Here is a 22,146-nt window from a genome sequence, read left to right on the forward strand (position 1 = left end):
GCGCGAGGTCAGTGCGAATGCTTGTGGCCCATCGCGGCCACCATCTTCCGGCAGCTGGCCTCGCACCGCTTCAACTCGGCGGCCACCGCCTTCATCTCGGGGGAGTCGAACGCGGCCACCTGCTCCATCGTCTCCTTGCACGCCTCGCCGCACGACTCGCACGACAGCGCCATCATCGGGCTGTGGCTCGCGATGTTCTTGGCCGACAGGGCGCAGAACCCGGCGCAATCCATCACGTAGCGGAGCGGCTTGGCGTGCTCCTTCTTGCCCATCCCCACTTCCTTAAGGCAGTGGTTGACGGCCATCTCGCACGCCTTCGCGCAGTCGCTACACGCCTTCAAGCACTCCTCGTGGATGTCATCGGCGGCCGGCGCCGCGGCGACGGCCCCCGCGCCCGGCATCGCAACCATCCCGACGGCCCCGGCGCCCATCAGCCCGAACATCGTGCGGCGATCCATGTTGGCGTCTCCCGGTGGGGTGGCCGGCGGGCGAGGATGGGAGATCATCCTGGTCGGCCCGCGACCGATCCCGATCCTTCGGCGTGCAAAACGCGGGCCCGACGTTCGCGCCCTTCCCGCGACACGCCCTCCTCGATGCCTTCGGCGACGATCCCCGCCCGATGCGAACCCGATTCGGGTCGTCATGGCCCTGGCGGCCGGGGTGCGGGCCTCGCTCGATCAACCCACTTTGGCCGCCCCGAACCGGGAATGTGCCGTTTCGGACCCTTCAAGCAACATTTTCGGCTCTCCCGTTGCTGGACGGAATTGTCTTGTTTGCTTGGAGGTATGTGTACTACAAGATGTCCAGATCAAGGACCGGCGACGGACGGCCGCATTCGTACGGCGAACCGGTCGGGGCCAGCACGATCGAGAGAGAGACTCGAATTGAGATCGGATCATTCCCGCATGGGCCCGGGGCTGAGAGCGGTGGGCCTGGCCTTCGCCTTGGCCGCGTCCCTGGGCTCCAACGCCCGGGCGAGCATCACCGTCTACAACCTGTTCAAGACCATCGACTACCGGCAGACGAGCATCGCCCAGCCGACGACCCCCGTTCGGTATTACGGGGCCGCCGCGGTCGACTTCAACAACCCCGGCGACCTGACCGGGGCGCTGGTGTCCTCGTCGAGCCCGAACTCCCCCTTCACGCTCAACCTGACCGGGCCCGGTTCGGCCTATTACGGGACGCCGGCCTACGCCACCAAGGCCGAGCTGGACCGGGTCATCCCGAATGGCACCGCCTACACGTACCGCCTGAACGGCGGGACGTTCAACGGCCAGGCCGCGACCCTCAGCACCCCGGCGTCGGACTCCTACACCTCGACCGTGCCGTTTTTCACGGGCAACACCTACGCGGCGCTCCAGAATGTCGACGCCAGCCGGTCGATCCTCCTCACCTTCAACCCGTTCACGGCCCCCGCCGGGACCACCAACGCGAGCACATTCCTCAAAATCACCCGGGTTGCCGACGGCGTCCCGGTCTATGACATGAGCGGTCCCAGCTCGCTCTCGTCGGCATCGGTCGGGGCCAACACCCTGGCCGCCGGGACGCAGTACAACCTCTCCATCGTCTACAGCTCGCGGATCAGTACCCCCGGCGCGGGCTTCGGCGGGGCCACCTCGCTCATCAGCTACGACCTGCGCACTGAACTGACCTTCACCACCGCCGCGGCCGTCCCCGAGCCGGCCTCGATCGTCTCCGCGGCGATCGGTGCCGTGTGCGTCCTCGGCTACCGCTCCCGGCGGCGCGGGGCATCCGTCGGCTGAACCCGGACGCGTTCCCCCTGCTCGACCTGCCGTCGCAGGCCCCCGCCGTCCTGAGGATCCTGCGTGGCCGCCCCGCGGCCGAATAAGCTGGACCGGCTGGGGGCATGCGTCCGGCTTGTCCCCGCCCGAAGGGATGGCTTCGGGAACGGCCTGACCTGCCTCGGGTTTCGGCGGCATCGGCGGAAAAGTGAGCGGGTCGATTTTCTCGCGACCCCGGCCACCTCGGCTGACGGGATGAGGTTTCGGACGGATCGGCCCCGAGGCCGGTGGACGATCGAGCCACCCGTCGACGTCCTCCCCTCCAGGTAGGGGCCATCGATTCGCGGAACCTCATCGCCGCCCACCGGCCGCAAGGCCGAGTCATCCGGCGTGGGACGGCGGCACCGCCCGGGAGAAACGAACCCACCGACCAGCCCGGCTCGGCCATCCTGGGGATCCGAAACGAACCCACCGCCGGGCCCGGGCCTGGCACGATGAGGAATCGAGGACGTACCCTCCGGCGTGTTGGAGGACACGCGGCCGGAAGATCCGAAACGAACCCGGGGCGGGCAACTCGGGCGATGTCGGCCACCCGCTCCATGAGGTCCAATGGTCACCCAAAACGAACCCAACCGTTGCATCCCGGGCGGCCCATGACGACGACGAAACGAACCCAACGACGGCCCGATGATGCCCGACCGAGGAGCCGCGAGGTTCGGCGAAACGCCTTCCGGCGGACGCTTTTCCGTTCAGAGATCCCAGACCCGCACGCCGTCCAGGAAGCAGGAGACGATCCCGTCCTCGCTGACCTTGAGGACCGCGCCGAACCGGCTGGCGATGATGGCGGCGGTGGTGCGGGCCCCCTCGGCGACCGGGCCCGAGGCGGCGGAGGCGTCCTGGCGGAGGATCGCCCCGAAGGCGTGGAGCTGGCCCTTCTGGTCGATCACCAGGGCCCCGTCGATCGCGGCGAGGGCTTCGAGGATCGGGGGTTCCAGGTCGGTGACCTGCCTCCCCCGGGCCAGGTAATGGAGGGCGCGCTTGGCCAGGGGGTCGCCCGTGTTCAGGTCGTCGGGCGGGCCGTCGGGGGAGTCGAAGGAAAGCAAGTCATGGGGGGCGACCAGGCGCCCGGCGACCTTGGCCGGGTCTTCCACCACGACGAACAGCCCGCCCTGTCGGCATTCGGCCAGGTCCAGGGCAGTCTGGAACAGGACCCGGGCCAGCCTCGCGTCGGAGATCGCCTCGGACCAGACCCGGAACTTGCTCGCCGGGTCGAGGATCCGCCATCGCCCGTGCGAGAAGGCGAATGCCTGCGAACCGTCGGCGAACAGCTTGATCTCCTGGTTGGGGCTCAGCACCAGGCAGACGTGCCCGCCGGTCGCCGTCACGCGGGCGTGCGAGGTGTAGTCGCGGGCGCAGGGCGTCTGGACCCCGTCTCCTGCCGCAATCTCCAGGGCGCGGGCCCGGACGTCGATGACGTGCGAAAGGCGGCCGAAGGAATCGACCTGGAACAGCGTCCGCTTGCCGTCGCAGAGTCGGTGGACGCTCTTCAGCGACGTCAGCTCGACGCCATACGGCAGGGCATCGGGCGGGGTGGGCCGGGACGGGTCGCCGCCCGGGCCGAGCAGGAGGACCCCGGTCGAGACCCGGCGGTTCTCGTAGGTGGAGAGGGCCGTGGTGCGCAAGGTGTGGATGGTGGCCGCGATCCGGCTGGGCCGGACGGCCGAGGGGTGGTAGGCGGACGGCTCGACGAACGCGGCGATGTAGTGGTCCTCGGACCCGCCCCGGTAGAGTTCGAGCCGCGACGAGTGGGTGATCTGGAACAGGTGCAGGTAGCGGAGGCCGAGCACGGCGCCCACGGCCTCGACCATCCGCTCGTCCTGGTCCGTGAACCGTAACCCCTCGCGCGGCCGGAGGCGATACCGGATGCCGAAGAGGTCGACGGTCAGGGCGTCATCCTCGGCCCGTTCCAGCCGGAAGTTCGGCCCCCCGGCGAGGTCGGCCGTCGGCCCGTCGTCCCGTTCGGGCTGGACCTGGGTCTGCGGGTAGAAGGCCTGGAGGTCGCGGCGGAAGACCCCGAGGAACAGGTCGGCGACGGCGGAGGCGTCGCGGAGGTTCGACAGGGACCGGAGCGCGGGGCCGGCCGTGAGGAGCCCGCCGGGGAGGTAGCTTCCCGAATGCATGCCGCACTCCTCACCCGTGCACGGTCCCGATTCGATCCCTCGACCGCGGATCTTACCCCCCATCCCCGATTGCGGGAAGCACGGTTTCGCGGGCCGGTCCCCCGGGCCGACGCGAAGGGCCACCCCGGCCGCGATCGCCGGGGCGATCGGGCCGGGGTGGCCCTTCGGGGATCGTGGCTCCGATCGTCGGGCTTATTGGCCCTGGATCGTCAGGTCCTTGCTCCGATTCTGCTCGATCGAGGCGAGCACGCCGTCGCTGACCTTGCGGTAGAGCTGGGCGCGATACTCGGGCGGGGCCTCGCGGGCGATCCAGGCCCGGGCCGATTCGGCCAGGCCGCGCCGCCCCTGGGACTGGGCGATGGCCGAGAGGGCGGTCAGCCTGCGGGCCGGGACCGCATAGATCGTCACGGCGGCGCGGGCGTCGTCGAAGCGGCCGTAGGAGATCAGGCTGTCGACCAGCACGCCGACCAGCGTCTCGCGGGTGTCGTCCTGGGGGATCATCGCCACGGAGGTCGCGGCCTCGGAGTAGGCGGCGGTGGCCTCCTCGGGCCGGTTGTTCAGGGCCTGCCCCTCGGCCAGGCGGATCAGGGCGTTGGTCCGGGCCTCGGGCTGGGCCATCGACCGGGCGATCTCGAACCCGCGGGGGAACTGGCTGGAGGCCGCCGCGTTGGCCACGACGGTATAGGAAGCCGCGTCGCGCCAGATCGGCCGCTCGATCCGCATCGCGGTCCGGGCCGACCGCGCCAGGAGCTGGTCGGTGTACTCGCGGAGGGTGGAATTCAGCCGCCCGGGGTCGGGCCGCCCGCCCGACAGCCGGATCGGGTCGGTGATCAGCCTCTGGCTGCTGAACGCCTGGCTCTCGGCGATCCGGAACAGGGTCTCGGACCGGGCCGTCGGGTTTTCGAGCCGGAGGGCCATCGCGACCGCCTCATCCCACTCGGAGATGGCCGCCTCGCGGAAGGCCCGGCGATCGTCCTCGGGCAGGGCCGACGGCATCGGGGGCAAGGGGTCGTTGGCCTTGGCGGGATCGGGCGGGAGGATGGGATCGACCGAGGCGGGCGGCGTCGCGATGTCGCGCATCCGCTCCTCGGCCAGCGACATCAGCGCCTCGATCACCGCCACGGTCCGCTGCTCCCGGACCAGCCGCGACTGCACCGCGAGGGCGGCCGGCGCGGCCTCGAACAGGGCGCTGCGGGCCTCGGGGAACTGGTTGCTGAAGATGGCCGCCTGGGCGATCCGGATCAGCGCCAGCGATCGTTCGCCGGGGTCGGCGACGTCGCGGGCCTCGGCCAGCAGTTCGGGCGGGACCGAGCTGGGCCGGGAACCCCGCTCGCCGAACTCGAACGGCCGTCGATCGATGGGCCGGGTCAGCCCCTGGGGCGGCAGGGGTGCGTAGGGGATGAAGCCCGAGTTCAACCCTTCCATGCCGGAGCCGGTCGACCCGAGTCCGCCCGCCTCGCGGCCGGTGCCGGTCGAGCCGAAGCTCCCGGCGGACGAGCCGGTGCCGGTGCCCGAGCCGCTCCCGCTGGACAGCGACGAGCCGCTCTGGGCCCAGGCCGCATCCGCGCCGGCCAGGGCGAGCCCCAGCCCGAGGCCGAGGGCCGAGATCGATCGGTGATTCTTCTGGCGTCTCATGGGGGGAGTCCCTGATGGGGCCGGTCGGTCCGGCCCCAGCCCGAGGCGTTCGCGATCGGCTCGAATCCACGCGCCGCTCTGTCCGTAATGCCGCATGCCGAAGGATTCAACGCGAACCCCGGCCGGTCAAGCCGCGGGGCCGGCGTCCGGGCCCGATTCTCCGGGCCCGCCTGGCAACCGCCGTGCAACCCGTATATTCTATCGGTTTCGCGACGCGGGACGCCATTCGATCGGGAGGCCTGGATTGTTGGACTGGCACGCGACGACGATCCTGTCGGTCCGCCGGGGAGGCACGGTCGCGGTGGGCGGCGACGGCCAGGTCACCCTGGGCACCACCGTGATGAAGGCCGACGCGGTGAAGGTCCGCAAGCTGCTCGACGGCCGGGTCCTGGTCGGCTTCGCCGGCAGCGCCGCCGACGGGTTCGCCCTGCTGGAGCGGTTCGAGGCCAAGCTCCGCGACCACCCGGACAACCTGCTCCGCGCCGCGACCGAGCTGGCCAAGCTCTGGCGGACCGACCGCCTGCTCCGCCGCCTGGAGGCGATGCTGGTCGCGTCCGACTCGCGCCATTCGCTGCTGCTCAGCGGATCGGGCGACGTGATCCAGCCGACCGACGGCGTCATGGCCGCCGGCTCCGGAGGCGGCTATGCCCTGGCCGCCGCCCGCGCCCTGATCGCCCACACCGAACTCTCCGCCCCGGAGATCGTCCGGGCCGCCCTCGGCATCGCCGGGGGGATCGACATCTACACCAACGGCCACCTGACCGTCGAGGAACTCCCGAGCCTCGGGCCACCCGGGGCCTGACCCCCCGCCGCGGCCTCGCCATTTGATCGAAGGCGTTGCCCTTCCCGATCGGGTTTGTTATAAGGGCAAGCACGGTCGTGACCCACGATCGTATCCGGGAATCTCATGCCAGGCCCCGAACCCTGGCATTCTTTCCCGTCTCCTGAACCGTAGGCCGAAGTGGCGGAATGGCAGACGCGCCGGACTCAAAATCCGGTGGGCTAACACCCGTGTCGGTTCGAGTCCGACCTTCGGTACTAAAGACTTGCGGCGAATGAAGGGTCGTCTTACCAGAGGCCTTGGTAAGAATCTGGTAAGACGACCCTCGTCGCATTGGGGTGGCATGGCCCGTCGGGAGGGCACATGGCCGCGCTTCAGAATCGCAACGGCAGCTTCCGGATCTTCTTCGAATTCCGGCGGAAGCAGCGCGTCTTCACCATCGGCCGCGTCTCCGAGGCCGAGGCCAGGTCCAAGGCCGACCAGGTCGACTACCTGCTCATGCGCCTCGGCCAGGGGCTGATCGAGCTCCCGCCCGGCGTCGACATCGTCGAGTTCGTCCGGCAGGATGGTAAGGTCGATCTTACCAGGGGCGGCGAGGTCATCCCGGCCGCTAAGCCCACCCTCGGCACTCTCCGCGACCGCTACCTCGAGACCCACGGCAACGGCACGCTCGAGGAGCGGACCCTCGACGGCATCCGGCTCCACTTCAGGCACCTGGCCGCCGCGCTCGGGGAGGCGTTCCCGATCGGCGAGCTCGCGCTGGCCGACCTGCAGGCCTACGTCGACCGGCGGGCGAAGGCGAAGGGCATCCGCGGCAAGCTCTCCCCCGCGACGATCCGCAAGGAGATCGTCTCGCTCCGCACCGCCTGGAACTGGGGCGTGAGGATGGGGCTCGTCGCGGGCAAATTCCCCAACGGCGGGCTCCGGTTCCCCAAGCGGGATGCCAAGCCCCCGTTCCAGACCCGGCCCGAGATCGAGCGCCAGGCCAAGGGGCTCGCCCCCGAGGCACAGGCCGAGCTGTGGGACGCCCTCTACCTACGCGTGGAGGAGGTGGAGGAGATGCTGGCCCACGTGAAGGCCAGCGCGGGGCACGCGTGGATCCACCCGCTGCTGGCGACCGCCGCCTACACGGGTGCCCGCCGGTCGGAGCTGATCCGGATGCGGGTGGCCGACGTCGATTTCGAAGGCGGGGGCCTCACGATCCGCGAGAAGAAGCGGTCGCACAGCGAGCGGACCACCCGGCGCGTGCCGCTTTCCACCCCATTGGCCGCGATCCTCGAGGCCTGGATCGCCGCGCATCCCGGCGGCCCCTGGCTCTTCTGCCAGTCCGGGGAAGTCACGCGGAGCAGGAAGCGGAGCCGGACGACCGGCCACCTGCCCGAGGGCGCGAGGCCGACGACGCTGGGCGGGCGGATGAAGTCGGTCCGGGGCCGGGAGGGGGCGGGGGTCACCCCGCTGACCAAGGACGAGGCCACGGACCATTTCAAGCGGGCCCTGGCCGATTCGCCCTGGTCGGTGGTGCGGGGCTTCCACACGCTCCGGCACTCCTTCATCTCGGCATGTGCGTCGCGAGGGGTCGACCAGCGGCTGATCCAGGAATGGGTCGGGCACCTGACCGCCGAGGTCCACAAGCGGTACATGCACCTGTATCCGTCGGTGCAGTCCGAGGCGATCAGGGGCGTCTTCGGCTAGGCGTGCCGCCCGGGCGGCAGCAGGCCGTCCCGGCGGTAGCGTAGCAATTCGGCGTGGCCCACCACCCACGCCGCGTGCGCGCCGCGGCCGGACTGGCGTTTCTGGCCGCGGATCCGGCCGAGCCTGCACCATTCCCGGCAGGTGAACTCGGCCTTCCCCACGAGCCTGGCGAATTCCTCGACGTCGTACCAATCCTTGATCGTCTCGCGATCGATCAGGGCGGCCAGCAGCGTCTCGATCCGCCCCAGCCGCTGCTCCAGCGATCCCGGCAGTTCGGGCCTCGTCGCGTCCCCCGTCTCCATGGTGCATCCTCCCGGTTGGTGGTTCCGGCCCATTCCTCACCCGACCTCCGGCCCATCCTTCCCCCTGCCCGGCTCGCGCGAGGCGGCCCTCGCGTTTTGCCTGGCACGCTCCAACGGGTCGACGCCGGGGGAGGACGGCATCGGCATCACCGCGCCCTCGAGGTATGCGCCCCCGAGGTTGGCCAGCTGGAGATTGGCGCCCCGGAAGTCGGCCCCCTGCGCCTCGACCCCCTGCAGCCGGGCGCCATAGCAGTTAGAGTTCTGGAAGTTGGCCCCCTTGATCGTGGCCCCGCGTAGATCGGCGTAGCGCAGGTTGGAGCCGCTCAGGTTGGCATTGCTCAGGTCGGCCGCGCGAAGGTCGGCCCCTTCCAGCGAGACGCCGGCCAGGCCGACGCCCCGCAGGTCGGCCCCGCGCCAATCGACGCGAGGCGGTTTTTCATCCGGCATGTTGGCTCCTTTCATCCGATCTCGGGGCCGTCCTTGCCTCTGCCGGTCTCCCTCGACGTTTCTCTCGCACGTTGGCGGGCGGTTTCGAGCGGATCGGGGCGAACGAAGGCTTCCCGGGCGTCCGGCCCATGTTCGGCCTCCACCCCGCGACGCGCGTCGAGCCCGGGCTGGCCGTCGCGACGGAGCACCTCCTCCTCCCGCATATCCGCCAGGGTCTCCTTCATCTCGGCCGGGTCGGGCATCCGCAGATGCTCGGGCAAATCGTCGTTGGCGATCTTGGCCTCGGCGGCGCGGATGGAGTAGTTGGCCAGGAGGTTGCTGGTCGGGTCGCCGGGCCGCGCGGCGATCTCGTCGAACTCCTTGGCCGCCTCGCGGTCGAAGCTCTCCCGGATGAACCGCTCCCGGAAGGCGGGCTCGGGATACTGCGCCTCGACGGCCGGGTTGATCATCATCCGATCGCGGAAGCCGGGGAACCGGTCCTCCTCGATGCCCTTGTGGAGCTCCCGGAGTTCCTCATTGGTGAAGAGGGGCCCGATCTCCGGCATCCTGGGGAGCGGGTCGGCCGCGGCCTCGGCCATGATCCGGCCCTGCTCCTCGGGCGTCAGGCCGCGTTCCATGTAGCGGCCCCAGTCGACATAATCCTCGACCAGGACCTGGCGGTCCGATTCGTGGAGTTCGTGGAAGTGGGATCCCCTGCCGTCCGGGGATTGCTCGTAGTCCCAGCCCGCGACCTGCTCGGCGGATCGGACGTAGCGGGCGGTCTTGATCCGCTGGAGTTCGGCGTCGAGGGCCTTTTGGTCGTCGTCGGTGAGCGGCATCGGTGGGGCCTCCGTAGGTTCAGTTCTCCGAGATCATGGTGTTGACGCGGAGCCGCCGCGCCGTCATGACTACTTCGTACTGCGTCAGCGCCGTGAGGATCGCATCGTGGTATTGCGACCACAGCTTGAGCCTTGCCATCTTATCGAGCTTGTGTCCGTGCTCGGTGACGGCGGCGTCGGCAATCTCGCAGGCGAGTTGCTGGGCGATGTGGTTCATGAGCAACCGTCTCCGAAGACCGGGTAAATTACTTTATGTTTCTCCTGTTCCTCTCCGCTCCCCAAGGATTCGATCTGGGTGTTATCCTCCGGTGGTTGACCGTTGCCGGTTTTAAACCCGCCGAACATGCGCCTGAAAACGCTGGGCTTGGGCGGCTGTGGCTCCTTCGGAGGAGTGGGCGGGATGAACCTGGCCTTGGCCATCTTGATGAAGCAGACCTCGCCGCATCCCTGGCAGATGAACTCCCCCTTCGTCCTCCCTGTATGGAATTGCCACCCGCAGGCAGGGCATGCGGCATTCTTGCCGTGTTTGAGTTCGGATTCGTATCGCTCCATCGCTTCCAACCACAAGCGGTGGCGCAACTGGTATTCGGCATCACCGGCGGCATCTGCCTCCGCCGCCTTCACCTGCTCGCGCATTTCCTTGAGCGGCAGCGTCGCATCCACGCCGAAGCTGACCCTGGTGGCGCGGTTAATCAATGATTGCCGCTCCTGGGCGTCGGCCAGTTCCTGCGCGGCAATCCGCCTGCGCTCATTCTCCTTGCGTTCTTCGTCCCTCCTGTGGGCTTCGGCCACGCGCTTGGCCTCCTCCTCCCGTTCGGCGGCGGCTTTGGCATCCTGCTTGGCCTTGGCGACGTGGACTTTCAGCTTTTCCAGCGTCCAGTCCTTTTCATATTTGACGCCGATGATGTCGGCTTCCGCCCGCAATTCATCGAGCTTCTGGGCGCGTTCCTGCGCGATCTGCTCCGGGGTTTTCCCGCCGATCAGGGGGATGGGCATGGGCGTGGTTTTGGCGGCGGCTTCCTTGGCCTGCGCCACCAGCGATTTGGCCTTGTCCTTGTCGGCTTCGGGCGCGGCCACCTTCCAGCCGATCATCGCCGCGATTGCCGCCGCGAATGCTCCGATGCCCCATAGGAGCGCCGACCAGTTCATGAACACGCCGAAGACCAGATGCCAGAACAGGCTGCCGCCCGCGCGGCTGGCGGCGGTCTTGAAGAATGCCCTGACGCGCCCCCTCTTCGGCTCCGAGCCAGGGATCGCGGGCAACGCCTGGTCGAGCAGGTCAGCGGGCGCGGCCTCGGGCTTGTTTCCGATACGGAACATCATCGCTCCAGCTCCTTTCCTTTTTGATCTCGATGGGTTCGGTACGCCACGCGTCCGGAAGGTGGGGCATCCATGCCCGTCGGTTACATCGCGCCCGGATGCATCAGCGGAGGACGGTGAGCATCCAGGAGCCGATCTGGATCAGGGCCGGTCGGATGGATGGCAGGTGAAAGATGGCGCTGATGACGCAGGCGCAAAGGCAGTTCGTTGCGATCCGGCTTGCCAATTCGTGGCGAAGGTTTCTGTCGGTCATGGGAGAGGCCCTCGGCATGGGGTGAAGGGCCGGGCGCACGCGCACCCGGCCCGGGGGAAAGCTCAGCCGATCTCGTAGGATCGGAACCTGCCCTTGTCCTGTCCGGCCTCGCGGGCGGCTTCCCGTGGCTTATCTAGCGGGCTCTTGACGGGACGCGGCGTCATGCCGCTACCGGTCGCCTCCGGCGAGTCCATGGTCTTCTCCTGGTAGACCTCGATCTGGGTAGGGTTGGCGATGGTGCCGGGCTCGTCATGCGTGCCGCCGATTTCGCCCAGCACCACGGACTGTAGATCCTTCAAGCCGCGGCGAAACTCCGCGCCGAGCACGGCGTATTGCTTCGGATCCTTGAGGCTGTCGATGGCCCGATCCAGGAGTGTCGGGCCGCGCCGCTCGGCGGCGGGCTGCGTCGGCGACGCGGCCACCGGGACGATCGGATGAATCTCGCGGTACTCCCCCTCGATGAAGTTGGGCGGCCCGGCATGCTCGCCCACCGCGCGGGGCGGGTGCGCCGGGGGCTGGGTTTTTCGGGACAGGAGGTCACGGTTGGAGGATGAAGCCGGCATCGTTCGTTCTCCTCATGGTGTTGGGATTCAACCGTCGGCACGCGTCAAAGGTCCAGCTCCCTCCGGATGTGCTGCTGGAGCAGTTCGGCCTCTTTCATCGATGCGGCAGCATGCTTGGCCTGGCGGGAGAAGCGGGCGTTGATCATCGTGAGATGCACCTGATGGGCGACGAATCCCCAGCCGATGAACCAGCTGACGCCGGGGCAATACGGCCAGGCGCCGAACGCCAATGCGGCCGGGAGGGCGATGCCTCCGACGCGGCCGAACATCGGCACGCCGACATCGCGGGGATGCTCCCGATTGCCCGGCCTCCGATTGACCAGGCCGCGTAGGACGAGCAGGCAGAGCAACGCCTTCCAGAGGCTCATCGCCAGCCACGCGCCCGCCTCATTCAATGGCGGGTTGAGGCTCACGAAGAGCGGATACACGAAGAGGGCGGCGATGATCGATTCGATGCCGATCGACCAGGCGCCCATCGACAGGGGCGACTGGAAGAGGAGGCAGTGGCCGGCGGCCAGGACGGCGAGAATGACATTCGCAAGGTTCAGCGTCTTTGCGAGGTCATGGAGGTTGTCCCCGGCCCCATTTCCATTCGATGCGCTGGGCATGGCTGATTCCTCGGTGGTCACTTGCGGAAATCGACGACGCGATGGACCCCATCCCTGAGCAGGATCCCGACGCCGACCGGCAGTTGCGCGAACGCCTCCGGGCGCACCAGCGGCTGCCAGCTGGTGCTCCAATGCGTGTCGGAGGAGACGCCCAGGAAGTCATCCCAGGGGTCGCCGGATGGCTGGCACCTCCGGCCTCCGCCCCCGCCGCTGAATGAGAGCTCCTTGTGCTGGCCTATCAGCGAACTTGCCCACTTGGACGTGTCCGCCGAATTGCTGGAAAAGTAAAGTTTCGCCATGTGATTGCTGGCGAATGCCATGGCTTCGTGATGCGCCTTCTGCCCTCCGCCTAAGGCGGCCTCGAGCGTATTAAGGCACTGCACGATTGAAATTGAGACGGCTTTTTGGCTGCGTAACACGTTGTGGGCCGCCGAGTCCCACTCCGGCGAGAGCGTCCACGCAGCCTCGTCCCTCGCCAAAATAAACGGAACATCGACCGTGGATGCGGGACGCCGCATCAGGTGCATCTGCGTCAGCATCAGCCAAGCGGCCTGGAACAGGCGAGCCGGCGTGTGATAGGTCATGATCGGGTAGTCGAGGACGCAGACGAGGCGGTTTTTCTCGATGATCTCCGGGGTGAGCGTCGTCGCTTTGGGCGAGAGCGCCGACTTCCAGGGTTCGACGCAGAACCGGTCCAGCACCCCTCCCAGCGCGGCGACGACGGAACCCCTGATCTTGTCCACGGCGGGCAGCTCGTTCAGGAAAAACGAGCCGATCGACGCCAGGTCATCCGCCTGGTCTGGGGTGTGGATTCGCTCGGCATGGAGCAGCAGTTCCGCGCAGAGATTGCGCCTGATCGGCTTGCCGCTCTTCCTGTATCTGTCCGCCTTCGACGTGAATTCAGGCTTCCGGGCGTGGGCCGCATCCATCGGCCCGGTCTTGATGACTTCCCACACATCGGGGATGCGCGGATTCTTGAGCGACATCCGGCAGAGCGTGATGGCCTTCATGGCCGCGGACTCTTCCATGTTTCTCCAGAAGGATTCGTTGGCGCCACCTCCGGGGCTGGCCCGCTTGGCGATATCGCTTAGGTTGAGGATGAAGTTGGCCGCATGGGCCACCGAACCGTGCGGCTCCTTGGTCAATTCCTCCAGGAGATTGATTTGATGCGGCGAGCCGGGGCAGATCCTGACTAGGCGCTCCATCGCACCGATGCGCTTGCATATTTTCTCATAACGCTCGTATTCGTCGGGCTTGACCGCCGTGCTGAGAAGGGGGCAGCCCGCTCGGATACATGCTTCGATCAGGGCTTCCGTGGAGAACGACTTCCCCGAGCCGATGCCGCCGAACGCGATCACGCCTTGCGCGAGCCGCTTCCAGTCCCAACTCTCGCCGGCGAATTCGACTCCCGTGAGATATTGACTCCTCCGCTTCGCGGCGAAGATCCGCAGTGGATTGAACATGAACTTCCCTTGGAATAGTGGGCGTAGGCTCCCCCGCCCCCGCTGGGCGGGGGATGTCTCGGAAAGGGAGGCGCGAGCTTCCACGATGGAAGGCGGGCGCGCCTGCCGAGTCGCTTGGTCAACTGGTTGGAATGCCGCCTGTGGTCAGGCGGTGACGGGCGACGTAGAGCCGTCGCCGGGGCGATCCTTCGACCGGAGCATGGCCAGCACCACCTCCAGGCCGTTGGCCGCATTTTCGTCGATGACCTTGGCAAGGTCTTTCAGCGCCTTGGCCAGCGCCTTCGGATCGATGTCGGCCCAGATGGCCAGGCTGGCGATGGGCGAATCCTTGGGGATCTTGACTTCCTCCTTCTGCCGGGCTTTTCGCCCGACTTTGCCCTCCGAGTTCAGCCTTTTGATCAGGGCGGCGACGGCATCACGGCTGGGCAACCTCCCATCCGCCCCCTTCGTGGAGGCGAACTCCATCACCCGATCTTGCACCGTGGAAGATTTGATCGCGGCAATCATCGCGCGGGTTGAATTGGCAAGCAGCTTGCCCTTATCCTTATGCTTCTCCGGCAACAGGAGGCTGGTCAACGCCCGCGAGATCGAGGCAGCGGAGATGTGAAGCCGGAGAGCGGCATCCTCCTGAGTGCAACCGGTCAACTCCATCAGCCGCTCGGCCTTGATGCCCCAATCTTCCGGGGTCATCGTTCGTCGGACGCCGTTGTGAGTGGCACCGAAGTCGATCAGACCGATTTCATCGAGGTCATCGTCCACTTCGATGCCGACGAGTTCCTTGACGTTGCCGGCCGCGAGCCCGGCGTAGCCGCGCCCGTTGCCATCATAGAGTTTGCGGCGCCCGTTCTGATTGAGCTTGGAGAAGAAGACGGGCACCAGATTGACACCCGCAAGCTGCATGCTCAAGACGAGGGCGGGGAACGAACGGCGGGCGGTAACGTCCTCGCGGGATTCGGTGAAATCGAGCAAATCGATCGGCACGCGAATCAGCGGCTTGGTGTCGGGGGAGGGTGTCGGGGGCAGAATCATGGGTAGATTCCTCCAGGGTAGCGTTTACAATGGCGCCTTCGCAGGATTCGGTGAACCGAGAAGGTCGGTCCGACGCGGCCCGTGATTGAACGCGTTCCATCTTGATAGCCAGCTCCGAGATGGTCGAGTTAAGTTGAGTGCAAGTTGATGAAAGTTGATAGCAAGTTGTCTAGCACATCGCTTTAGGACGTGAGGTGCCGATGCCTGAACAAAAGCCCAGAAGGAAAACTGATAGGACTATTACCCCGCTTGGGCATATCATCCAAGCAAAGAGGATGAGTAAGGGATGGTCTGGGGAGGAGCTGGCGGCCAGGGCACATTGTTCTACCAGGACCATTAGTAGTGTAGAAGCTTCTTCGAAAGTATACCCATCCACGTTGCTCAGAATCGCAAGAGCCCTTGGTGAAGATTACGAATCACTCAAGCAGAAAGACGAAGCTGGCATCCAGCTGATCACGCTGCCAAACATTAGCAATGTCAAAATACTGTTCGAGGGCAGCCTGGAGAGCTATGACGAGACTGTGTTTTATATAGATGTAATCAATGCATTGATTGAGAAGGCGCAATTAAAAGGAATTGTGGAGTTGAAAGACATAATAAAAAGCTCTATCCTTATGAATTTCGATTTCCATGAGATTGAGGATGTTGAACGATTGGTAGTCGCATTTTGCACCGGACAGCTGAGCACTCTAGGAATTCAAGGTTTTTCCGTGCCGCAAAATGTGGACGTGCCGGAAATCATAGTAGGCCTTGCAGGATCCGACAGCCTCACGACAAAATACGCCGTCGAAAGTATCAGTGCAAAGGTTAACTCGGAGCCGCATTTAATCATTATGAAGGAAGAGCAAAACCACATGCGGTTCCTCCTGACCAAACACGGTTGGGAAACATGGAGTTTTTCAGTTCCAAATCGGGATGATATCCATCCCACAATTGACATGGCTTCCTTAACGAGAACAAGGGCGGCGGAGCCTCAATTAGATCGAGAAGATGACGACCCTTATAATTTATTTGGTGGCAGGGGCTGGAAACCAGAAGATTGACAGCCTCCCCATCCTGCGCTATGGGTAACCCTCACCCATCCGCAGCGAGTCCCCATGCCCCGCAAGTCCCGTAAATCCCAGCCCGAATCCCCCGCCGGTCTCGCCTCCACCGAGCCCGCCACGAGCCAGCTCCCCGAGCCCACCCCTGCCCCATCGCAAGAAGCCCCACCAGCAGAGCCCGCCCAAGCTCCACCCGAGCCCGGACTCGCACACCGCCCCGCCGCTCCCCGCCTGCGGAGCCCCCACGAGCCGCGAAACGTCTTCAGCGGCGTGGAGGCGGGCTTCAAGCTCGACCAGACGCCCGAGGAACGCATCTTCCGGTTCGCGGAAGACCGCAAGCCTTCGGCTGAGGAGAAGGCCGAACTCGGCCAGATGGGCTTTCAGTACCGCCCAGGGGTGAAGCGGTGGGCGGCACCGGCGACGCCGGAGGTGCGGGAGGGTTCCGACCGGTTCGCCTTGAAGCTGGCGGGCAAGGCCCAGAAGCTGGGGTATGAGCGATGAGAATCTGGTTTGACACAGAATTTATCGAAGATGGCAAGGCCATCGATCTGATGAGCATCGGCCTGGTGGCGGAAGACGGGCGCACCTACTATGCAGAGTGCGAGGAATGCGACCTTTCGAAGGCAAGCGATTGGGTCAGGCATAATGTAATCCCGCACCTGGCCGGGGCGAGAAAGCCACGGGAGGTCATCGCGCGAGAGATCGTGGAGTTTGCAGGAGAAAGCCCGGAGTTCTGGGCGTACTACGCCTCCTATGATTGGGTTGCCCTTTGTCAGCTCTATGGACCGATGGTATGGCTTCCGAAAGGCTGGCCCATGTTCGTCATGGATGTGAAGCAATGGGCGATGACCCTTGGCAATCCGAGGCTGCCTGAGCAAGGTAACGGCGAGCACAACGTATTGGCGGATGCCAAGTGGACAAAGCAAGCTTGGGAATTCCTGAGCGAGTTTGGCTCCAGGCTATGACCCTCCCCGCAATCGCCAAAGCCCTCGAACGCATGACGGAGATCATGCAGGAGCCTTCCGTGCAGGCTATGCGCGGGCTTGCCTACAACGACGGCGAGCCTGAGTTGATCCGGCAGGCCATTGCCTCGCTGGCGGCCATCGAGCCGGAATCGGGCAGCCATGTCGCCAGGGAGATGAACCGGAAGTACATGGCGGACGTGGTGAAGGGCGCGGAGAAAGCTCATTTTATGCTTGGACGCATCGGATTCGCAGAGGTCAGGGGAATTGCATGGGTGGAACGCGACCGGCGTGTCGTGGACGCAGGCTATGAGGCGGCGATGCAGTTAGCTGGGCGCGGAAAGTAATAATTTTCACATCAAGAGTGTCAAATGAGCGAGAAAAAGAAAATGAGCTGGGAAATTGCGCTGCTAGGATTGGCGCTAACAGTTCCGGTTATTGCCTTCCAAGCGTACGTGCTAAGCGTCTTATGGGTTTGGTTCGTTGTGCCGCTCGGCGTGGTTTCTGTGAGTGTTGCCCATGCAACGGGGCTGATGGCAATCATTGCGTACTCCAAAAGCTGGCAACGCCGGGAGGATTTTAGTGACGAAGTTATGTTCAATGATATTTGCCGGGGTATTGTTAAATCGGCGTATTTAATTCTGGTTGGCTGGATTGCCCACAAGGCAATGGCATGACCGACCGCCCCCTGGATTGCGTCGGCCTCCCCCTGTCGGACGGGATGCGCGGCAAGGCGGACTTCCGCACCTTCGGCAAGACACTGTTGCCTGATCAGGTGCCGGGGATAGTGGTGACGAGTCCGGCCGACTTCTCCATTGCCCAACTCGAGTCTCTCCTAAAAAACTACGACGCGGCCAGGATCTCGGGATTCCCCGCGACAGCCTTGCGCCAACTTCTGGGCTGCCTCAAAGCACGCGAATGGCAACCGATGGATACGGCACCGGGGCCAAAAATCGAAAGCGGCCCATTCCTTGTGCTCGTGGAGAACGACTTCAAAGACCCCGTGGCTCTCCAAGTCAGATGGTTCCAGGGCGACCTCTACCCCGACCATTTGGGAGGGAACATCTGCTGGGGGGACCGGGTTGAGGGTGCCAAGGGGTGGATGCCGACCCCGGCGATGCCAAGGCCATGATCTCGGGCTGGCCCTTCGTCCTCGCCGTGTGCTCAGCCCTCAGCCTGATCCGCGTCCTGTTCGTGGAGGCAAGGCGGCGGGTCAGGAGATGGCGTGCCAGCCGGAGAGCCCGCAAGGCCATGACCCCGGAGCGGGCGGCCTGGATCGCGAGCGACGCGTTCCTGAAGAGTTATGAGTGGGCGGCCGTTCGCTATGCCGTGCTCGAGAAGCATGGCGCCAGGTGCGTCATCTGCGGCCTGACGCCCCATGACGGGATCGTGATCGTCGTCGATCACATCAAAAGTCGCCGATCCCGGCCGGATCTCGCTTTGGAGCCTTCAAACTGTCAGCCGACGTGCCGTCAGTGCAATTGGGGTAAGGGCAATAAAGCGAGGGACTGGCGACGCAAGCTCCCCTGGTGGCGGGCCTCCAAAACCCCGTGAAATCCCCCGGTGGAAGACTTTTCGCCGCCCCTGGCGCATTTCCAGTTTTCCGGATATGATGGTTGTGCCAGCCCGCCTGCCGCATCTCGACCTGCGAATCTCCTACACCGAACCCGCGTCCCCTTCAGGAGCCTTCCCATGTCAGGGAACGGAATCATCCTGGGTAGAGAGTCCACGTCCACGCCTTTCGGCTTCGACAATCCCCAGCCGATCAACGGCGAACTGATCCGCTACGAGGGCGAGGCCCCCCTGGCGATCATCGCCCCCACGGGTGCGGGAAAGGGGCGAGATCTTCTCCTCCCCCTCCTTCTCACGACACCCAATCCCGTGGTCGTCCTCGACATCAAGGCCGAGCTCGTCGCCGTCGCCGCCCGCGCTCGCCGGGAGATGGGCCACCGGGTCGTCGTCCTCGACCCGTTCGGGATCTCGGGCATGCCCAGCGACCGCATCGATCCGTTCGAGCTGTTCGAGCTTCCGGGCAGCCTGCTCGAATGCGACTCCGAGATGCTCGCGTCCCTCCTCAACCAGGGCCACGGCGTCGAGGAGGACCCGTTCTGGGATGACACGGGCTCCAGCCTGATCGCGGGGCTGATCGCCATGTCGGCCACGCTCAAGGAGCCCGACTACCCGGGGCTTGCTTTCTTGCGCAAGCACCTGTTCTCCGACGACGCGGTCTACAGCATCGCCGTGCTCCTGGACACCTGCGGGAATCGCTGCGAGTTCGCCAACCGGGAGCTGGCCGGCTTCCTCCAGCACGCCGACAACCAGACCCGTCCTTGCGTCCTCGCCACGGCTCGCACCTTCATGCGGGCGCTCAACGCTCCGCAGGTAGCCGCCTGCCTCGAGAACGCGACGTTCAGCCTCAAGGACGTGATGGACGGCAAGCCGCTGGACGTGTTCATCGTCATGCCCCCGGACAAGATCCACAGCCATGCCGGGCTCCTCCGGCTTCTGGTCGGGACTCTCATGACGGCGATCACCCGCCGGACGGAGATCCCGGAGCACAGGACGATCATGGTTATTGATGAGTCCGCTCAGCTCGGAAAGGAGTTCGCCCCGCTTCTCACGGCGGCCACGCTGATGCGCGGGTATGGCCTCCAACTGGTCACGGCCTGGCAGGACCTGGCCCAGGTGAAATCCAGATATAAAAGCGACTGGGAAACGATCCTGAACAACTCAGGGGCTGTGATCTGCTTCGGCATGGGGCACTACAAGGCAGCCAAGGACGCGGCGGAGTTCCTCGGCCTGGAGCCGTCGGAGCTGCTCAGGATGAAACCCGATGAGGCCGCCTTGGCCGTCCGCGGCGAGGGGACGCGGAAAATCAGGCGGACGAATTACCTGACGGATGGGATGTTCGAGGGACTAGCGGATCAGAATCCGTTTTTCCGGCGGCGGAGTGGGATAGGTCGGTAATGATGGGGTAGGACGAGGCGGTAGAGGCCGGGGGCGTAGGCTCCCGGCCTTTCTTTTTGGCCAGATCGGTATGGCCTCGCATCTGCCGTCGCGATATGGGAGAGCCGATGGCGGAGACACCATCCGCCGCCAGAGCCGAGGAAGGAAATGGTTGGGTTAAGTTACCGAGCACCTACAATCCACTCCTTCAGCAGAGGTGCAGGATAGGTTCCAATCCTCATAGCGATTTTCTCACCGTCTCTCATGAGCCAGAAGGTGGGGAGTCCGTAAACCCCGTGCTTCTGGGGAGAGCACCTGTCTGCGCTTACCAGAACCAAGGGGATCGCCAGATCAGCGGCGATTGCCTCGACTGGCTCTCGCTCCGTGAAAGCCCAAGGGGCGTAGAAGCAGACCAACGCCAGGCCGGGTGATGCGAGCAAGGCGTCGAGCGTACCCTCGGTGGCTTCTGTCATGAGCGGCTCCTTTGGAGCCATTCTACGGCTTGGGACGGGAGGAAGGGCGGGGAAAGCCAGTTGAAGGTGAAACTGTTTCACAGGCGTTGCGGCGAGAGGAAAATCCCTTGATCTTCAGGATGGTGCCCGAGCCGTCGCAGACGCTGCAGATCATGGGGCCCCTAACTTCTTGGCCGCCTGGACACAGACGGCCATCAGAGCATGCGGCAGGCAATCCGATCTGAACCTCGCCTCCCAGTCGCCATCGTGGGGGAGGATGATCGTGAGGTATGCGGGGTGTTGGTTCTCCTCCCGGTCATTGCCGAAAATGGCCCATTGGAGAAAATGCGTCTTGCAGTACGCATGAACCGCCGACTGAACCACGCTCAGATCCTCAAACTGGAAGCCTCCGCCCTTCTCCTTCGCTGGGAATACGCAATGCGAAATCCCCTCAATGAAACAGGCATCGCTCCAATCAATGCAGAGGCGGGCGAATTCGAAGGCGGTTTCGGAGAGGGAGGCCGGGCCGGTCATGCCGCCACCTCGGCCTTCAAGATGTCGTACACGTTCTCGCGGTCGAAGCTGATTGTGTCGCCGTCGCTCAGTCCATGTTCGTCGGTGCAGACCAGATCGTTGTCCACCATGCCGGTCAAGCCACCCTCGGTAGCCTTGGTAACGATGATCCAGAACCGTTCCACGCCGTCGCAGACTTTCACCGAGTCCCCAGGGGCTATTTGGGCCAGTTCGGCATCGGATGGGACATGGAACGTGTCGGGATGGTCCCGGTGCATTTGCTGGGCGTCGACGAACTGTGGCATTTCACCTCACTCTCGCCCCTCGGTGAAACAGCCGCGACAAGGTTTTGCCGACGCTCGGGCGACTGTTTCACGGAAAGGCGGTATGTGGGTTGATTTGAACGTCGGCATTTCCCAGCCGTAGCATGGGCGGGCGGCTCGCGCAAGCGGTTTGTACTTTCAATGCTCCACCAAGTCATCCCATGCCACGATGGAAACGGTTGGCGGAAGCCCAATCTCCTTTGCCTCTGCTATGAACCGCTCAAAGTAATTCCCATTCCCTTTGCCCTTGGGCAGGGCAATCATTGCCACATCGGAATAGCTAAAAGCGAAGGTCTTTGTAGAGCGCCATTCTCTTTCGCAATATATCGTGCCAAACTCATCTTCGCGGAATGTTTTGATTTGCGCCAGCATCCTAGCATACCCATCTTGGCCTAGCTGAGTGGCACTCTCCAGCTTGTCGACATAGGATAAAATAGTTTCAAAGCTCTTTGAGTCTTGAGTGCGTACTGTTGAACCCTCAATCGTGGGAATGTCTCCAATTTTATCGATCTCCTCGCGTAGCGAGAGGGCTGTCACAAAATTTCTTCTTACATCCAACGCGTGGGCACCTGCGCAAATGGCACGGAGATCTTCGGAGTTGTCGTGCTGATAGAAGACTGGATTGAAGCCATGCTTGATAGCCGCGTGGCGATGGAATCCAATGGCCATCTTGCCGTATCTGGCGGAATGATAGCCAAGGTGCATGATGGGTATGTCTGCGAGGCAATTGATCGGCAAGGACATAACGTATCGTTCTTCATACTGAGCAGGCTCGCGTTTCAGTGAGAAGAAACTGAATCCTTCGGGCACGAACACTTTGTACTTGACTACCTCGTGATATTGCCCCACTCGCAATTCTCTTGATGAGAGAATAGCTTTGAGCGCCCAGTAAGCCCTTGATGCAGGCTTACGACGGTTCTCCTGGCATTTCATTTCCGCGTTCCATATTGGTCCTCCAGTGAAATGCCAAAGGATTTTCGACACGGTTCCAGGACTGCTGGACATCGACTGACTCCAACTCGCCACCTAATCCAGATGCCCCATAGTATCGAAATACGCATTGGGCGTCTCCCC

General features: G+C 64.6%; 27 protein-coding genes and 1 tRNA gene. 12 read left to right on the plus strand and 16 right to left on the minus strand.

Annotated features, from left to right (window positions below; all coding sequences use genetic code 11):
* Window positions 1-8 precede the first annotated feature (8 nt).
* Window positions 9-458 (minus strand): four-helix bundle copper-binding protein, encoded by a 450-nt coding sequence (locus tag TA3x_RS01790; protein ID WP_435018386.1) that lies wholly within the window; start codon window positions 456-458, stop codon window positions 9-11.
* Window positions 459-905: 447 nt separating this feature from the next.
* Between TA3x_RS01790 and TA3x_RS01795 the strand changes: the two genes are divergently transcribed.
* Entirely contained in the window at window positions 906-1,763 is an 858-nt protein-coding gene (locus tag TA3x_RS01795) for a hypothetical protein (RefSeq protein WP_435018387.1), read from the plus strand.
* A 728-nt stretch (window positions 1,764-2,491) separates the two neighbouring features.
* On the opposite strand, the gene TA3x_RS01800 is transcribed toward TA3x_RS01795, so the two are convergent.
* Together TA3x_RS01800 and TA3x_RS01805 are read right to left on the minus strand one after the other, a co-directional pair.
* Window positions 2,492-3,922, minus strand: coding sequence for a hypothetical protein (locus TA3x_RS01800; protein ID WP_435018388.1), 1,431 nt, complete (start codon window positions 3,920-3,922; stop codon window positions 2,492-2,494).
* A gap of 192 nt (window positions 3,923-4,114) precedes the next feature.
* Window positions 4,115-5,557 (minus strand): hypothetical protein, encoded by a 1,443-nt coding sequence (locus TA3x_RS01805; protein WP_435018389.1) that lies wholly within the window; start codon window positions 5,555-5,557, stop codon window positions 4,115-4,117.
* A gap of 244 nt (window positions 5,558-5,801) precedes the next feature.
* On the opposite strand from TA3x_RS01805, the gene hslV reads away from it, so the two are divergent.
* The 3 genes from hslV to TA3x_RS01820 all read left to right on the plus strand — a co-directional run bounded on the left by hslV (window position 5,802) and on the right by TA3x_RS01820 (window position 8,030).
* Window positions 5,802-6,359 carry an ATP-dependent protease subunit HslV gene (gene hslV, locus TA3x_RS01810; protein ID WP_435018390.1) on the plus strand — a complete coding sequence of 186 codons (558 nt, stop codon included), beginning with the start codon at window positions 5,802-5,804 and terminating at the stop codon, window positions 6,357-6,359.
* A gap of 153 nt (window positions 6,360-6,512) precedes the next feature.
* Window positions 6,513-6,595 (plus strand) — tRNA-Leu (locus tag TA3x_RS01815).
* A gap of 106 nt (window positions 6,596-6,701) precedes the next feature.
* Window positions 6,702-8,030: a site-specific integrase gene (locus TA3x_RS01820; protein ID WP_435018391.1), complete on the plus strand. Its 1,329-nt coding sequence runs from the start codon at window positions 6,702-6,704 to the stop codon at window positions 8,028-8,030.
* Here TA3x_RS01820 and TA3x_RS01825 read toward each other — a convergent pair.
* From TA3x_RS01825 to TA3x_RS01865, 9 genes are all read right to left on the minus strand, one after another.
* On the minus strand, window positions 8,027-8,332 hold the full coding sequence (locus TA3x_RS01825; RefSeq protein ID WP_435018392.1) for a hypothetical protein: 306 nt from the start codon (window positions 8,330-8,332) through the stop codon (window positions 8,027-8,029). The two genes, TA3x_RS01820 and TA3x_RS01825, sit on opposite strands and share 4 nt — an antisense overlap.
* Window positions 8,333-8,368: 36 nt before the next feature.
* On the minus strand, window positions 8,369-8,779 hold the full coding sequence (locus TA3x_RS01830; RefSeq protein ID WP_435018393.1) for a pentapeptide repeat-containing protein: 411 nt from the start codon (window positions 8,777-8,779) through the stop codon (window positions 8,369-8,371).
* Window positions 8,780-8,790: 11 nt separating this feature from the next.
* Window positions 8,791-9,597 (minus strand): hypothetical protein, encoded by an 807-nt coding sequence (locus tag TA3x_RS01835; protein WP_435018394.1) that lies wholly within the window; start codon window positions 9,595-9,597, stop codon window positions 8,791-8,793.
* A gap of 19 nt (window positions 9,598-9,616) precedes the next feature.
* Window positions 9,617-9,814 (minus strand): hypothetical protein, encoded by a 198-nt coding sequence (locus tag TA3x_RS01840; protein ID WP_435018395.1) that lies wholly within the window; start codon window positions 9,812-9,814, stop codon window positions 9,617-9,619.
* Window positions 9,811-10,920: a hypothetical protein gene (locus TA3x_RS01845; RefSeq protein ID WP_435018396.1), complete on the minus strand. Its 1,110-nt coding sequence runs from the start codon at window positions 10,918-10,920 to the stop codon at window positions 9,811-9,813. The genes TA3x_RS01840 and TA3x_RS01845 overlap by 4 nt, the downstream gene beginning before the upstream one ends.
* A gap of 312 nt (window positions 10,921-11,232) precedes the next feature.
* Window positions 11,233-11,733, minus strand: a complete 501-nt coding sequence (locus tag TA3x_RS01850; protein WP_435018397.1) for a hypothetical protein — start codon at window positions 11,731-11,733, stop codon at window positions 11,233-11,235.
* Window positions 11,734-11,777: 44 nt separating this feature from the next.
* On the minus strand, window positions 11,778-12,341 hold the full coding sequence (locus tag TA3x_RS01855; protein ID WP_435018398.1) for a hypothetical protein: 564 nt from the start codon (window positions 12,339-12,341) through the stop codon (window positions 11,778-11,780).
* A gap of 17 nt (window positions 12,342-12,358) precedes the next feature.
* The gene (locus tag TA3x_RS01860) at window positions 12,359-13,804 is read right to left on the minus strand and encodes a type IV secretory system conjugative DNA transfer family protein (RefSeq protein ID WP_435018399.1); all 1,446 of its coding nucleotides are present in this window, start codon (window positions 13,802-13,804) and stop codon (window positions 12,359-12,361) included.
* Window positions 13,805-13,948: 144 nt separating this feature from the next.
* Complete coding sequence (locus tag TA3x_RS01865; RefSeq protein WP_435018400.1) at window positions 13,949-14,833, minus strand: hypothetical protein; 885 nt, start codon at window positions 14,831-14,833, stop codon at window positions 13,949-13,951.
* Between the two features lie 200 nt (window positions 14,834-15,033).
* Here TA3x_RS01865 and TA3x_RS01870 point away from each other — a divergent pair, with 200 nt between their 5' ends.
* From TA3x_RS01870 to TA3x_RS01905, 8 genes are all read left to right on the plus strand, one after another.
* Window positions 15,034-15,876 carry a helix-turn-helix domain-containing protein gene (locus TA3x_RS01870; RefSeq protein WP_435022273.1) on the plus strand — a complete coding sequence of 281 codons (843 nt, stop codon included), beginning with the start codon at window positions 15,034-15,036 and terminating at the stop codon, window positions 15,874-15,876.
* Between the two features lie 54 nt (window positions 15,877-15,930).
* Entirely contained in the window at window positions 15,931-16,377 is a 447-nt protein-coding gene (locus TA3x_RS01875; RefSeq protein WP_435018401.1) for a hypothetical protein, read from the plus strand.
* On the plus strand, window positions 16,374-16,841 hold the full coding sequence (locus TA3x_RS01880; RefSeq protein WP_435018402.1) for a 3'-5' exoribonuclease domain-containing protein: 468 nt from the start codon (window positions 16,374-16,376) through the stop codon (window positions 16,839-16,841). The genes TA3x_RS01875 and TA3x_RS01880 overlap by 4 nt, the downstream gene beginning before the upstream one ends.
* Window positions 16,838-17,185 carry a hypothetical protein gene (locus tag TA3x_RS01885; protein ID WP_435018403.1) on the plus strand — a complete coding sequence of 116 codons (348 nt, stop codon included), beginning with the start codon at window positions 16,838-16,840 and terminating at the stop codon, window positions 17,183-17,185. Before TA3x_RS01880 ends, TA3x_RS01885 begins: the two co-directional genes overlap by 4 nt.
* 24 nt (window positions 17,186-17,209) lie before the next feature.
* Window positions 17,210-17,515, plus strand: a complete 306-nt coding sequence (locus tag TA3x_RS01890) for a hypothetical protein (protein WP_435018404.1) — start codon at window positions 17,210-17,212, stop codon at window positions 17,513-17,515.
* Window positions 17,512-17,970, plus strand: a complete 459-nt coding sequence (locus TA3x_RS01895) for a hypothetical protein (protein WP_435018405.1) — start codon at window positions 17,512-17,514, stop codon at window positions 17,968-17,970. Before TA3x_RS01890 ends, TA3x_RS01895 begins: the two co-directional genes overlap by 4 nt.
* On the plus strand, window positions 17,937-18,392 hold the full coding sequence (locus TA3x_RS01900; RefSeq protein ID WP_435018406.1) for an HNH endonuclease: 456 nt from the start codon (window positions 17,937-17,939) through the stop codon (window positions 18,390-18,392). The genes TA3x_RS01895 and TA3x_RS01900 overlap by 34 nt, the downstream gene beginning before the upstream one ends.
* Before the next feature lie 138 nt (window positions 18,393-18,530).
* Window positions 18,531-19,805 (plus strand): type IV secretory system conjugative DNA transfer family protein, encoded by a 1,275-nt coding sequence (locus tag TA3x_RS01905; protein WP_435018407.1) that lies wholly within the window; start codon window positions 18,531-18,533, stop codon window positions 19,803-19,805.
* A 161-nt stretch (window positions 19,806-19,966) separates the two neighbouring features.
* Here the strand turns inward: TA3x_RS01905 and TA3x_RS01910 are convergent, their stop codons facing one another.
* The 4 genes from TA3x_RS01910 to TA3x_RS01925 all read right to left on the minus strand — a co-directional run bounded on the left by TA3x_RS01910 (window position 19,967) and on the right by TA3x_RS01925 (window position 22,077).
* Complete coding sequence (locus TA3x_RS01910; protein ID WP_435018408.1) at window positions 19,967-20,257, minus strand: thioredoxin family protein; 291 nt, start codon at window positions 20,255-20,257, stop codon at window positions 19,967-19,969.
* A 150-nt stretch (window positions 20,258-20,407) separates the two neighbouring features.
* Window positions 20,408-20,770 carry a hypothetical protein gene (locus TA3x_RS01915; RefSeq protein WP_435018409.1) on the minus strand — a complete coding sequence of 121 codons (363 nt, stop codon included), beginning with the start codon at window positions 20,768-20,770 and terminating at the stop codon, window positions 20,408-20,410.
* Window positions 20,767-21,054 carry a hypothetical protein gene (locus TA3x_RS01920; RefSeq protein ID WP_435018410.1) on the minus strand — a complete coding sequence of 96 codons (288 nt, stop codon included), beginning with the start codon at window positions 21,052-21,054 and terminating at the stop codon, window positions 20,767-20,769. The genes TA3x_RS01915 and TA3x_RS01920 overlap by 4 nt, the downstream gene beginning before the upstream one ends.
* 156 nt (window positions 21,055-21,210) lie before the next feature.
* On the minus strand, window positions 21,211-22,077 hold the full coding sequence (locus TA3x_RS01925; protein ID WP_435018411.1) for an abortive infection system antitoxin AbiGi family protein: 867 nt from the start codon (window positions 22,075-22,077) through the stop codon (window positions 21,211-21,213).
* Window positions 22,078-22,146: the final 69 nt, after the last annotated feature.

The sequence above is a fragment of the Tundrisphaera macrotermitis genome, assembly GCF_051175315.1.
In the GTDB taxonomy this organism is placed as follows: Bacteria; Planctomycetota; Planctomycetia; order Isosphaerales; family Isosphaeraceae; genus Tundrisphaera.